We start from the raw sequence: 13006 nt of genomic DNA, 5'->3' as shown, positions 1-13006 counted from the left end.
ATCGTACAATACACTGGCCATTCCGGTTATTCTCTTATCCGGCTTTCTGCGTGAGCCACTTTTCCACTGTCTCCATGCTGAAGTCAATCGCTCTTGCAATCTGCTCTATCGTCAGACCCTGCTCATAGAGGTTCTTCGCCGTCATCTGAGCCTGTTCTTCCCGACCCTCTGCATGACCTTCTGCACGGCCTTCTGCATAGCTTTCATCTCGCAGATCTTCCATCACTTTACACATTTCGCTCACTCCCTTCGGATTTTCCTTCAGATACCGGGTCTTCTCGGCAAGGATCTCAAAATTCATATCATCGGCGCTGGTACAGTTGAAGTCGTGCATCAGCTTGCCAATGTCAGAGTCATCCCGATATTCACCGTTTACATACAGGACTAAACCGGAATGTCCTACTCCATCCGCAGATGCCGCCACACCGCAGAACGACATTACATGATATTCAAAATAAGATGTTCAGATACTTTTCTGCTTCTGTGCGGATAATCTGCAAATCATCTTCATATCCCATGACTTTGCAAATGTAAAAAGCTTCCCGATAGCGTTCGACACTCTCCTCCTTTTTTCCAAGAAAGAAGTCGCATTCAGCTTCGATTTCCAAACACGAGTGAAGCACCTGATAATGTCCATATTTTATACATGCTTCTTTTCCGTATCTTGCCACCTTTGCGCCTTCCTCATACTTTTGCGACAAATCCAACGATCTGGCAAAATTATACAAAACCAAGGGAAGCATCCTGTTTGAAGTAACCGTTTCCGGAAGATGCTTTCTTATATATTGAAGCAGTCGATAGAAAATATCGGCTGCTTTTTCATTGTCACCGCTCAAAGAATACGCATTTCCAATTTGATTGACCAGTTTCATTTCATCCAATGTAAAGAGAAAGTCTTCAATTTTGTCCAGTTGAAAATCCGGTATGGTCATCCGAATGGCTTGCAACAACATTTGAATCCGTTCGTCATTTGAATATCTTTTATCCAATCCTCCCAAAAGGACTTTCGATCGAAGAATAAACTGTTGTGTGATTTGATCATCCGGCTTTGCAATTTTCTCAAGCCGACTTATTTTGTCAAAGCCTTCCTCAACGCACTTTAGCGCATTACAGGAAACAATTTCCTTCTTGAGTGCTTCTATTTCCAGTTCTTCCGGTGTTACCAGCGCATAATATCGGTCATCCGGCAGACCAAGGCGCTGCAGAATCGCATTGATTCGATTTCGGCTGGGGGTCTGTTTTCCGTTTTCAAATCTGGACAATGTAACAGATTCACAAATGCCTGCACAAACCTGCTCCTGTGTCAACCCGAGATCCAAACGCCGCTGGCGGATATACTCCCCCAATTTGTAATTCTGCATTTAGCAATTCCCTCCAAACTTTAGTATTGCCATAATTGTAATATACTAGATTTTGTACATGTGTGCAAGCGTCTCTTATGAAAACCTGTCGTCCCATGTAATTTTTTATTACACCAGACGATATGGTCAATTGAAATCTTTTGTGATAAAATACAGAAACAGCAGATGAAATGCATTCTAAGCTCTTTGACATACGCATGGAGGAAACAATGATACACTATCTGAAAAAGCAATGGAGGCTCAGTACCCTCACCTGCTTGTTTGCCATCATCGCCTATGGTGCTCAGGCTCTGATTCAGCTTGCCTTGATGAAGATTTTTGATGCCGTGGTATTGCTGGATCTGCGGAGTACTATCTTTTGGACGGCAGTTGATCTGACCTGCTGGGGAGGCTATTTTCTTTTTACTGCTTTACAGGAGCATTGTCAGACCAAAACAATTCGCGCTTTGAACAATACGGTGCGAGATGGGCTGTATCACTCCTTCCTGCGCAAGAGCCATACCGATTTTCATCAGTCCGACACCGGAGAATATCTCGCCCGGCTGACCAATGATATGAAGCAATTAGAACAGCTTGCGTGGATCCCCTTCTTCGGCTGTGTAGGCAGAATTGCGCAGATCGTGTTCAGCATTTTGGGACTTGCCTTTTTGCATTGGTCGTTGGTTGTTTTTTCCGTGATCACAGCAGTTGTCCTTTGGCTCTCCCCAAAACTGTTCCAGAAGAAGCTGGAACTACTGGGGCAAAGCTGCGGTGTACAGCAGACTGCCGCCATCAACCATTTGAAAGACCTTCTGACAGGCTTTGACGTACTCCAGTTTTTTGGCAGAGGAAATCTCTTTCTCCAGCAGGGAAATAGGATCAGCGATGACATCGAAAAGCCCAGTTGCCAGCTGAGCTATGGCAAATCTCGCATGGAGGCGTTGATTGGCTTTATCAACGTCGCACTTCAGCTCGGTTCGCTTGTGCTGATTGCTGTGCTGACCAGCATGGGGCTTGTCACCACAGGCACACTTGCAGGTGGTGTCAATCTGATCGGAGGCGTGGCAAACGGCTTTAACAGTTTGGCCGGTTTGCGTCTCTCCCTCTCAGCCAGCAAGCCCTACTTTTGCAAGCTGCCAACGGTCGATACTGATTCCAAATCGGAAGAGATTGCTCCTATGTCACCGCTGAAAGACTCCATTACGGTAGATAGAGTTTCTTTCTGCTATGATGAGAAAAAGCCCATCCTGAAAGATGCCTCCTTCCACTTTGAAAAGGGCAAAAAGTATGCCCTGACAGGACCCTCCGGCTGTGGAAAATCCACTCTGCTCAAGCTGCTTTTGGGCTGGCTGCCGGACTACACCGGTACGATTTCGTTTGACGATGTGGACATTCACACCATTACACCCGCTCAGCTCCAGCAACAGATGAGTTACATTGAGCAGAATGTGTTCCTGTTCAATACTACGATTCGGGAGAACATCACACTGGGTGAAGATTTCTCGGAAGAGCAGCTGCATGCGGCCATTCAGGGCAGTGCCCTTGCCGCAGATTTGGCCGCCATGCCCGATGGCCTTGACACCGTTGTAGGTGAGAATGGCAGTAATCTTTCCGGCGGTCAGAAGCAGCGTGTCGCCATTGCCCGTGCCCTGATTCACAATCGCTCCATCCTGCTGGTAGACGAGGGCACCAGTGCGCTGGATCAGAAAAACGCCGACCTTGTGGAAAAGAGCCTGCTTACCAATCCCGACCTGACACTGATCCTCATCAGCCACCACCTGTCGGCAGCGCGCCGTGCGCAGTTCGACCGTGTGTATGAGCTGGCACCTGTAACACAATGATCGCCCTGTAATTTCCCCTCAAATCATAAATACGCCCTGCATGCCGACCAGTGCCGGTGTGTGGGGCCTTTTGCAGTGAAACCGAAACGCTCCACAAGGCTGCTCATATCCTGACCACCAAGGACAAGCCTGCCGATTGCACGGACGACCCCTTCCTTGTGGAGAAGATGTGTGCCGAGTTGGAGGGCCGATGCATAGTAGTTCAGCGTGGTTGAGGTCTGTGCATGTCCAAGCCGCCCGGAGACCGTTGTGATCGGTACATGTGCCGCAATCAGGATGCTGACATTCGAATGGCGGAGGCTGTGGAAGTGAATTGATGGGAGATCGTGTGCTTCCAGAAACTTCGGAAACCAGGACGAGATGATATCCGGGTCCATCGGCTCTCCATTCCATTTCGTGAATAGCATATCGTTATCCACCACTTTGCCATTTTCCAGTGTGACCTTGCGCACCCACACTGAGCCGATCCGGAACCTCTCTACTTTTTGGTATCGCCGGTACTCCTGCAGCAGTTCCACGCAATCCGCTCCTATGCGCAGGCATCTCTTGCCTCGTCTGGTTTTCGGTGCATTGAACACAAGGCATATCCCGGGGATGGACTGGACTGTCCGCTTGATGGAAAGCGTCCCCTTCTCAAAGTCAATGTCCGACCAGCGAAGGGCACAGATCTCACCCCGCCGGGCACCAAGCAGCAAGGCCAGCTGAGTGATCACGCTGTACTGCGGCGGTGCATCCAAGAGGGCATCCAACAGCTTTGGGATCTCTTCCTCGGTCAGCACCCGAACATCGATTTCCTCGGCTTTGGGGTGTTCTGCACGGGAGCACGGATTTTCGTTGATCAACCCCCACTGAACCCCTTTCTTAAAGATGCTGGAGAGCATGGCCTGGTATCGAATGACGCTGTTGTTGTTCAGCTTCCCGTCCTTTTTGGTATGCTCCACAAACGCCTTTGAGAAGGCCAGCCCCACTGCAGCGGACACCTTTTCCGCCGTCTTTCGGCTCACACTCTTACCCGCATAGACCATCCGCATGGTGTCCTGACCGATCCCGGCCTTTTTCGCCAGTTCACCCCGAGTTCCACGCGGGAGCAGGTTCAGAAGGGCTTTCGTGGCAGTGTAGGTACTGTCCCGGCGGACTCCCCTCTCCTCCAGATTGTTGTAGAACGCCATCACATGCGCCGGCTTGATCTTGGACACCTTGAGATGCCCGAGTCCGGCGCTGATCCGGCCACGCATCCTTCTATAATCGTAGAGCGTCTTGGCCTTCAGCTGCTTGTTGGCGTATTCCTCAAACCAGCGGTCGATCAGGTCATCCAGCAGCATGTCTGAGTCCAGCACGAGGCCGTTCGTGACCTGCTGCGAATCCTCTCTGACCGGCTCTCCCTGTGCGAAGAACTGGGCCAGCGTGTCCATGTTGACCAACCACTTTCGGCTTGAGATGGCCGTATAGCAGATCTTGCCCGTTCGGCAGAGCTTGCGGACATATTCGGGTGTCACGTTGAACCGTGCGGCGGCGTTTTTCACGCTGGCCATAGTGGGATAAGGGTTCAGAACAGTTTAGAGTCCCCTCAGCCCGCCAGATGCCCCCACGTCATTCATTTTTAATTAAATCCTCCGGCAGGTGCTCCGGTATGCGCACAAAGCCCCTTTGAAGCTGTCGCATTTCTGTCGCACTTTTCAAGCCCCGCCGGGCGGATATAACAAAAAGAAACCCACGATCCAAGCCGCATTTGAAACGGTGAATCGTGGGTTTTCCTTTGGTGCGCTCGAGGGAACTCGAATCCCTGGCTCTCTGATTAAAAGAATCCAAGGTGCATCATTCGTCAAATTCCAAAAGTTCGAAGAAGCGCTATTTTTATCGTATCATCGTAAAACACGCCTTTGCACACACCGCATTATTTGCATACAGTGTAATGCTTTGCAACCGTTATCCAGCTATTCAGGTGTGCAAAAAGCGTGCAAAAATGTGCAGACGGGCAAAACAAAGCCCAATGGACAAATCAACCACTGGTTTTATGGCAAGGTTTAGGACATCCGAACAGACACCGTTTGATATAGAAATGAGGTTCACCATGAACAAACTGCTTTCCTGCCGCCATTGAGAAAAAAATCCCCACAGCCACAAAAAGGACTGTGGGGATTGCTTTTATGGTGAAGGAGAAAGAGAATAACGTGTTAACCCTTGTCCGCGCCGGAGGTGATGCCCTCGACGTAGAACTTCTGCATGATGACAAACAGAATGGAGATGGGGATAGACACCAGCACACCGCCTGCACAGAAAAGCGCAAAGTAATTGTTGATCAGGGTCTTTTGCAGCATATTATACAGACCGATAGCCACTGTCCAGTCGGCAGAGACGCCCGAATTCAGGATCATTTTTGCCATCACGAAATCGGTCCATGGAACCATGAAAGAGCTGATGATGGTATAGACCAGGATCGGCTTGGACATGGGCAGAACGACCTGAAAGAACACACGGGCATCGGATGCGCCGTCCAGCTTGGCGGCTTCCCGCAGGGAGATGGGGATGGTATCAAAGAAGCCCTTGCAGATCAGATAGCCCAGACCGGACGAACCGGCATAGACCATGATAAGACCGGCATAGGAGTTGGTCAGATTCAGATATTTCAGGACGAAATAGACGGCGATCATTGCCAGCACGCCGGGGAACAGGTTGACGCTGACAGAAAGGTTCTGGATCAGCTTGCGCCCCTTGAAGCGGCAGCAGCTCAGCGCGTAGGCTACCATCAGCACAAAGCAGGTGGAGATAACGCAGTTGAAACAGGCCACCACAAGGGTGTTGGTAAACCAGCGCGGGAACTGCGCCACAGAGTCCGGGTGGAACAGAATGTTGACATAGTTGCGCAGTGTGTAACTGGCCGGGAAGAACTGTCGCACATTGATGCCCCGGTCTGTGGAGAAGGAAGTGACCAGAAGCCACAGAATGGGTACCAGCCAGATAGCTGACAGCAGGGCCAGCAGCAGATGCCGCAGGATGCTGCGGACTGTGCGGAGGATACGCCCGCGGCGCAGCTGCGCTGCGGTCTCTGCCCGGCGTGCCGGAGAAACAGTTGTCTGTGTCAAGAGAACGTCGCCTCCTTTTTATTGAGGAACCGGAAGCATACCAGCGTGAACACGGCACAGATGATGAACACCATAATGCCAATGACGGCGGCCATCTTGTAGTTGTACTGCTCCTGCGTCAGGCGGAACAGCCATGTGACCAGCAGGTCCACCTCTTTTGCGCTGGAGGAAGCCAGCGCCTGATCCTTGGTGATATAAACGTCCTGTGTGAGCAGGTAGATGACGTTAAAATTGTTGACGTTGCGCACAAAATCCGTTACCAGCGCCGGCCCCTGCACACTGAACAGATAGGGCAGCTTGATGTGGATGAAGCTCTGCCACGGCGAGGCACCGTCGATAGTGGAGGCTTCCAGCATATCGGTGGGAATGTTCATCAGCACACCGGTGGCAATGAGCATCTGGTAGGGCACGCCCACCCAGATGTTGATGAGGATGATCATGAACTTTGCCCAGTGCTGGTCGGTCAGGAAGGGAATGTGGTTCATGTTCTGCCCCAGCAGACCGATGGCCTTTAAAAAATCGGTCACGCCTGCATTGGCCATCATGGTGTTGAAGATGCCGGCGTCCGAGAAGAAGTTGCGCACCAGCAGCAGGGTGACGAACTGCGGCACCGCAATGGTGATGATGAACAATGTGCGCCAGAGCTTTTGGCACTTGGTCTTTTTATTGTTGATGAGCATGGCCAGAAATACGCCGCCGAAGAAGTTGGTGAAGGTGGCAAAGAAGGCCCACACCAACGTCCAGCTGAGCACCCGGCCAAAGGCGTAGCTGAAGGTCAGGCTCAGCGACTGCCCGCCAAACAGAGAAGCAAAGTTAGCCAGCCCCACCCATGTAAACAGGGCGGCGGGAGGCATATGCTGCTGATCGTAGTTGGTAAAGGCAACAGCGATCAAAATGAACAGCGGGATGATGGTGAACACCACCACACCCAGCACCGGAAGGGTGAGCAGGGTAACGTAGAACTTTTCGTTCAGGTACAAGGTGATATCCTGCCGGAAATTGTTGGGCTTTTTGCCAGCGGCCTTCTGCGCCTGTAACGCGTAATTGCTCTGCACCACCAGCATGGCAGCAGCGATCAGCGTTACAATGACCACCAGTGCGATCACGCTGAGCAGCAGGATGGCAAACGAGTTGTCGTAGTTGTTGACCTCGTTCTTTAAGGTAAGGGGGTTGAACTGCATCTCCATCTGCACCGTGCCCAACGTGCCGAACTTTTTCAGCGCAGGAATGCCGGAAGTACCCAGAAAATACAGTCCCAGCCCCTGCACCAGCGTTACCAGCAGTGCCTTGATAAGCTGGCCGTGGCCAATGTAGCCCAGACCCCAGACAAAGAGGGACAGCTTTGTAAAAATATCTCCGTGAACAAATGCGTGACCGAACTTCTGAAGGAAATTCGGCTCCCGGCCATCTGCCCGCAAGGGTGGTGTAAGGACCATTTCTGCCACAGAAGTCAACTCCTTTCTTGGTATACAGAGGGGGTTATAGCAAACAGGATGTTAGGTTGACGCCGATTTCTTGTATTGCGATAAAAAGCGGGCACACCGCATTCTGCTGCGTGCCCGCCGGGAAAAACCGGAACTTACTGTGCCACAGGTGCGGTGATGCCGGCCACAGCGTCATCCATCAGCTGCTGCGTGGTCTTGCCCTGCGTGTCGCCGGAGGCGAGGATCTCGCCCAGACTTGCGGCGGAGCTCCAGTAGTTTGCGCCTACCCGCTGCAGGGTAGCGTAGGAGCTCTGCTCAGCCAGTGCGGCAATGGCGGGTGCGGACTGCACAGCCTCGGTGGAGTTTGCGTTGATGTTAGAGGGGCCCAGCTTGCGGTCGTTGAAGCGCTTGATCTGGTTGTCCTCGTTGGTGATGAAGTCGGCCAGCATCATGGCAACGCCCACGTTGGCGCTGTGGGGGTTGACGCCCACCAGCTTGTAGCCGGAGAAGGAGCCCATCTGGACCTGCTCGCCGTTCAGGGTGTAGGTTGGCAGCTTGGTGGCGGCGTAGCCCTCGCCCCAAGCCTCCTCGGCGGTGCTGGCGTTCCATGTGCCGGAGATAGCGGCGCAGCAGCTGCCGTCCTTGATGGCGGAAACAATGTCGGCATCCGCACCGGACTTGAAGCCGGGGTTTACGGCGATATCCAGAATGGCCTGCGTTACGTCTGCGCCGGGAGCCTCGTTCCAGTTGCAGACGGTGTTGATACCGTCATCTGCCAGCGTAGCCACCAGACCGGCACCGGCGTAGAAGCTGTAAATGTACCATGCGTCGTTCACGCTCATCATAAACTTTTTGCCGGCAGCTGCAGCCTTTTCCAGCATGGTGTCCATGCTCTGCACGTCCTCGGCGCTCAGAACGCTTGCATCATAGTACAGGAAGTAGCCGTTGTCGGCGGTCATGGGGTAGGCGTAAAGCTTGTCGTTCATGGTGGCAGCACTCACAGAGCCAGGCAGGTTGCGGCTCTTCACGTCGTCCGGGTTCAGCAGAACCTCCTGCAGCGCACCGGCGTTCACCAGCTCGTTCAGCTGGTCATCGGCAAAGGCGAAAACGTCTGCGGCAGACTCCGGGTCGGCCAGAACAGTGTCCTTTGCGCTGGACTCGGACTGCACGCCGATTTCGATGGTCACGTTGCCCTTATCTGCATTCTGCTCGATGAAAGCATCTGCCATCTCGCGCAGCATGGTCTGATCCTCTTCTGCGCCCCACATGGTCAGCTTCACATCACCCCAGCTCTCCGCAGCAGAGGCAGCCGTACTGGAAGCGGCAGCAGAGGAAGCAGTGCCAGAGGAAGAACCGCCGCAGGCGGTCAGCACACCGGCAGCAGCCATCGTACCCATGGCTGCAAGGAAGTTACGGCGGGAAATCAGCTTTTTCATGATCCAGTTCTCCTTCGTTCTCAATCTGAAATCTTCGACTGCTCTTTGTTGCGCTTATAAGTTGCGCGCATCCAAGCAGCTGTTTTTCTGTACCCATAGGATACCGCATTCTTTTGCTCACGTCAATGGACGAAATTCACGGTATTGTTGAGTCGAAACTGGAAAAAGTGACGGTAAAATCAGGATACATGGGCAAAAGTGCGCAACTTTAGCGCAACCTTTGCCATGCAAAGAGCAAAAATGCCCGCTCCGGGAAAGGAGCAGGCACAAAAAGCGCGTTATTTGATGCTGTGGGAGCGTTCCCTCCACTTGGTAGAATCCCGCAGGATGACCTGATGGCCTTCCAGCTGCCGCATGACGATCTCTTTTCCGGCCAGCCGGTCCAGCAGCATCCGGCAGGCGGTCTTACCCAGCTGCTCTGCATCGTACTGTACCGCCGAGACTGAGGGCGTGATGCTGGCAAGCATGGAACTGTCGTACAGGCTGGCCACTCGCAGATCGTTGGGCACGAGGATATGCCGCGTCCGCAGCTCCCGCATGACCTCAAAGGCGATCTCATCATCGCCGCAAAGGATGCAATCTGCCTTCTGCTCCAGCGCAGCCTCCAGTGCATCGAGCGTCTGCCCGGCAGATTCCACACCGGAATGAACGAGCCGCTGGTCTACTGGCACACCAAATTCCGCGAATCCACGCAGATAACCGCGTATGCGGTCGGTGTTGACGGCGTAGATGGTACTGCCCACCAGCAGCGCGATCCGCTTGGCGCCCAGCTGCAAAAGGATGCGTGTCATCTCGCAGGCAGCCGCGACCTGATCGTTGTCTGCCTGCGGGATGGTCTTGTCCTCGCTGCGTCCGATGAGCACAAAAGGTGTCTTGTATTGCCGCAAAAGTTCGATGCAGGGATCATCCGCCATGGCGTAGGTCAGGATCACGCCGTCCACCTTGTGGTTGGCCAGCTGCCGCTGCAGCTGTGAATACTCGGTGTTGGAGGCGTAGCAAAGCATCAGGTCATAGCCGCGCTGGTCTGCCATGGTGCAGATGCCGCCCATGCACTTGCGCAAAAAGGGCAGATCCAGCGCAATAAACCGCTGCGGTACGACCATGGCAATATTGTTGGTGCGCAGTTTTTCGCCGCTCTGTGCAGAAATAGGCTCGGAGCGGGTACGCCCCATATAGGCGTACACCTTGGTGCGGGTCTCCTCGCTGATGCGTCCCTTTCCGGAAAGTGCACGCGATACCGTTGTTTTAGAAACGCCAAGCGCATCAGCCACCTGCTCGATCGTCATTTTTTCGGTTTCCTTTGCAGCCACAGGATATCCTCTCCTTTTCACAGAACTGCGCAACAATGCGCCACCCCAGCATACCGGGGTAAGCCCGCTTTGTCAAGTATGAAAGCAAACAAAAAGCGTTCTGCTTTTTCGGCAGAACGCTCAAAGGGGAAACTTTTACTTTTTACAGAACCTGCTCGCCGTTTTTCCAGACGGCCGTTCCGTAACGGTTCAGCGCAACACCGCCTACTTCAACCGGATGTTCATTGCAGTTCTGTACAAAGACGAACGTACCGCGCCGCGCGGCCAGAACGCCGTCCGGCAGTGCCTCCGGCCAGGCCGGGTTCAGGCCGACTTCCTTTACAGCGGCACGATAAAATGCGCGATAGAACGCTTCATCGAACCGGCTTGCCAGATAATAGGCACGGCCCTCCCTGTAGGAGTGGACAGCCACCGCCGGGCAGTTTGCATAATAGTCCTCGGCATAGACGCTCAGCGGTGTGGCAGGGTCTGTGCCGTTCAGACTTGCGACCTCGCATAGGACCGAAGCCTGCGTTTCCGGCAAAGTGGAATCGTCCATCGGGGTGCAGCGGCGGGTTTCGCCGTCATACATTCCGTCGATCTCAGTGCGGCGCAGGCCCAGCAGGTCGGTCAAGCCGTAGGGCGTGTCACCCAGACGGCACAAATCGCTTTCATCCACCACACCGGTCCAGTATGTAACCACGACCGTACCGCCATTCTGCGCAAAATCACAGAGTTTTTGGGCAAAGGCATCGGTCAGCAAATAAACCATCGGAACAACGACCAGACCATAACCCGTCAGGTCGGATTCCTGATTCACGAACTCCACCGCAATGCCTTCCCGCGCAAGAGCATTGTAGTGCAGCTTCAGCTCGTCCCAGTAGCCCATCCCGGCATTTCGAGGGCCGCAGGAACCTTCCAATGCCCACTTGTTTTCCCAATCGTGGACGATCGCTGCCTGTTTTGTGCGGCAGACTGTTGCAATCTCTGAGAGCACTTCCAGCTTTTGGCCCACACCGACTGTTTCCCGGAAGGGGCGGGCATCCTCCCGCCCATCGTGGCCAATGACTGCACCGTGGAGCTTTTCTTCCGCACCCCGGCTGGCCCGCCACTGGAAGTAAAGCACACTGTCCGAACCATGTGCAACCGTCTGCAGAGCCGCAAGCTCCGCAATGCCGGGGCGCTTCTGTTTGGAGATCGGCTGCCAGTTGGTAAAGCTGGGGCTGGATTCCATCAGCAGGAAGGGCCTGCCCTTCATGGAGTAATACAGGTCGTGCATCAGGGCCGTATCCAACGCCGTTTCTTCCACCGTTTCGCTGGGCTTGTGCCATGTGGGGTAGTTGTCCCAACTGGCCACGTCGATCTCCTTGGACATTTTGAAATAGTCGATGCCATCAAACCGGTACATCATATTCACGGTGAACTTTGCAACCGGCGCAAATTCTTTCACGGTATCACGCTCAAATTTCAAAAAATCAATATGCCGGTCACTGACAAAGCGCTTCCAGTCCAGCGCAAGACCCTGCACGGCATTTTCCCCCTGCGGGGCAGGGCTTTCGATTTGTTCCCAAGTGGTATAGTCGTGACTCCAGAACCGGGCGTTCCACGCCTTGTTCAAGGCTTCCAAAGAGTTGTACCGTGCCTTGAGCCAGCGGCGGAACGCAGCCTGACACAGCTCGCAATGGCAGTCGCCGCTCATCTCGTTGGAAATATGCCAGAGCAGGACAGCCGGGTCATTGCCGAACCGCTGTGCCAGCTTCTGGTCGATAATGCGGACTTTTTCCCGGTAGACCGGCGATGTATAGCAGTAATTCTGCCGCCGGTTGTACAGCTCCCGGACCCGGTCTGCCCGGACTCGGCGCACCTCGGGGTATTTGTGTGCCATCCAAGCAGGGCGGGCCGCACTGGGCGTTGCAAGGATCGTATAGATTCCATTGGCATACAGGTTATGGATGATGTCAGCCAGCCAATCCAGCTCAAATACCCCCTCCTGCGGTTCCAACGTGGACCATGAGAACACACCCAGCGTCACAGTATTAACGTGTGCCTTTTTCATCAGTTCGATGTCCTGCGCCAGAATATCGGGCCGGTCCAGCCACTGTTCCGGGTTGTAGTCTCCGCCATGAAGTAATCTGAGCTGCTGCATGATAGCGGCCTCCTTTGGTTGCGCAAATTGCGCAACATTTTTATCGGATAAAGTGACGTTCGATACAAAGTATAGCAAGAACCTCCGCAAGATGCAATGCAGCTATATGGAATTTCGTTGTAATAAGCTGAACGTTTGATGCGTAACAAGAAACCATCCATGGATGCTTTGGAAGATTCCACAACGTTCATGTGGGATTTATAGGCAGGTTGTCAAAATGCAGAAATACATTGATTGAACGGGAAAGCACTTGAACGCCATGCTATAAGTCCTACGATCACCGCTTTATCACAATAAAATTTGCAAAACCATCTTGACGCACCTTGTAAACCTTGACACTCTCTGTCACAAATTCCACTGAGCTTGTCGGGGCGAGGCCCGACAAGTTCCGCCACGATGCACAGAATGCAGACAATGCAAGGAAAAACACGGCTTTCCCGCCGGTGT

9 protein-coding genes are annotated in these 13006 nt (G+C 53.3%); 1 reads left to right on the top strand and 8 read right to left on the bottom strand.

Features of this window, described 5'->3' with window-relative positions:
* Window positions 1-34 precede the first annotated feature (34 nt).
* Both J3353_RS16355 and J3353_RS12520 read right to left on the bottom strand, forming a co-directional pair.
* The gene (locus tag J3353_RS16355) at window positions 35-439 is read right to left on the bottom strand and encodes a hypothetical protein (protein ID WP_242700955.1); all 405 of its coding nucleotides are present in this window, start codon (window positions 437-439) and stop codon (window positions 35-37) included.
* A 10-nt stretch (window positions 440-449) separates the two neighbouring features.
* The gene (locus J3353_RS12520) at window positions 450-1361 is read right to left on the bottom strand and encodes a helix-turn-helix domain-containing protein (RefSeq protein ID WP_154277393.1); all 912 of its coding nucleotides are present in this window, start codon (window positions 1359-1361) and stop codon (window positions 450-452) included.
* A gap of 209 nt (window positions 1362-1570) precedes the next feature.
* Here J3353_RS12520 and J3353_RS12515 point away from each other — a divergent pair, with 209 nt between their 5' ends.
* The gene (locus tag J3353_RS12515; protein WP_207684969.1) at window positions 1571-3181 is read left to right on the top strand and encodes an ABC transporter ATP-binding protein; all 1611 of its coding nucleotides are present in this window, start codon (window positions 1571-1573) and stop codon (window positions 3179-3181) included.
* Window positions 3182-3204: 23 nt separating this feature from the next.
* Here J3353_RS12515 and J3353_RS12510 read toward each other — a convergent pair whose 3' ends face one another.
* The 6 genes from J3353_RS12510 to J3353_RS12485 form a co-directional block, all read right to left on the bottom strand.
* A complete protein-coding gene (locus J3353_RS12510) occupies window positions 3205-4713 on the bottom strand; it encodes a tyrosine-type recombinase/integrase (RefSeq protein ID WP_207684968.1) in 1509 nt (502 codons plus the stop codon).
* Between the two features lie 642 nt (window positions 4714-5355).
* Window positions 5356-6264, bottom strand: a complete 909-nt coding sequence (locus J3353_RS12505) for a sugar ABC transporter permease (RefSeq protein ID WP_370569206.1) — start codon at window positions 6262-6264, stop codon at window positions 5356-5358.
* A complete protein-coding gene (locus J3353_RS12500; protein ID WP_207684981.1) occupies window positions 6261-7700 on the bottom strand; it encodes a carbohydrate ABC transporter permease in 1440 nt (479 codons plus the stop codon). Before J3353_RS12500 ends, J3353_RS12505 begins: the two co-directional genes overlap by 4 nt.
* A 143-nt stretch (window positions 7701-7843) precedes the next feature.
* Window positions 7844-9124 (bottom strand): extracellular solute-binding protein, encoded by a 1281-nt coding sequence (locus J3353_RS12495; RefSeq protein ID WP_207684967.1) that lies wholly within the window; start codon window positions 9122-9124, stop codon window positions 7844-7846.
* Window positions 9125-9402: 278 nt separating this feature from the next.
* Window positions 9403-10434 carry a LacI family DNA-binding transcriptional regulator gene (locus J3353_RS12490; RefSeq protein ID WP_207684966.1) on the bottom strand — a complete coding sequence of 344 codons (1032 nt, stop codon included), beginning with the start codon at window positions 10432-10434 and terminating at the stop codon, window positions 9403-9405.
* A 142-nt stretch (window positions 10435-10576) separates the two neighbouring features.
* Window positions 10577-12559 carry a beta-galactosidase gene (locus J3353_RS12485; protein ID WP_207684965.1) on the bottom strand — a complete coding sequence of 661 codons (1983 nt, stop codon included), beginning with the start codon at window positions 12557-12559 and terminating at the stop codon, window positions 10577-10579.
* Window positions 12560-13006: the final 447 nt, after the last annotated feature.

The sequence above is a fragment of the Faecalibacterium sp. Marseille-Q4137 genome (assembly GCF_017377535.1).
Lineage (GTDB): Bacteria > Bacillota > Clostridia > Oscillospirales > Ruminococcaceae > Faecalibacterium > Faecalibacterium duncaniae.
This window is presented reverse-complemented; position numbering and strand designations above follow the sequence as displayed.

Bases quoted from the DNA above. Each gene is read 5' to 3' on its own strand.
- J3353_RS16355 (WP_242700955.1), bottom strand. From the start codon at position 439: ATGTCGTTCTGCGGTGTGGCGGCATCTGCGGATGGAGTAGGACATTCC.
- J3353_RS12520 (WP_154277393.1), bottom strand. From the start codon at position 1,361: ATGCAGAATTACAAATTGGGGGAGTATATCCGCCAGCGGCGTTTGGAT.
- J3353_RS12515 (WP_207684969.1), top strand. From the start codon at position 1,571: ATGATACACTATCTGAAAAAGCAATGGAGGCTCAGTACCCTCACCTGC.
- J3353_RS12510 (WP_207684968.1), bottom strand. From the start codon at position 4,713: ATGGCCAGCGTGAAAAACGCCGCCGCACGGTTCAACGTGACACCCGAA.
- J3353_RS12500 (WP_207684981.1), bottom strand. From the start codon at position 7,700: ATGGTCCTTACACCACCCTTGCGGGCAGATGGCCGGGAGCCGAATTTC.
- J3353_RS12495 (WP_207684967.1), bottom strand. From the start codon at position 9,124: ATGAAAAAGCTGATTTCCCGCCGTAACTTCCTTGCAGCCATGGGTACG.
- J3353_RS12485 (WP_207684965.1), bottom strand. From the start codon at position 12,559: ATGCAGCAGCTCAGATTACTTCATGGCGGAGACTACAACCCGGAACAG.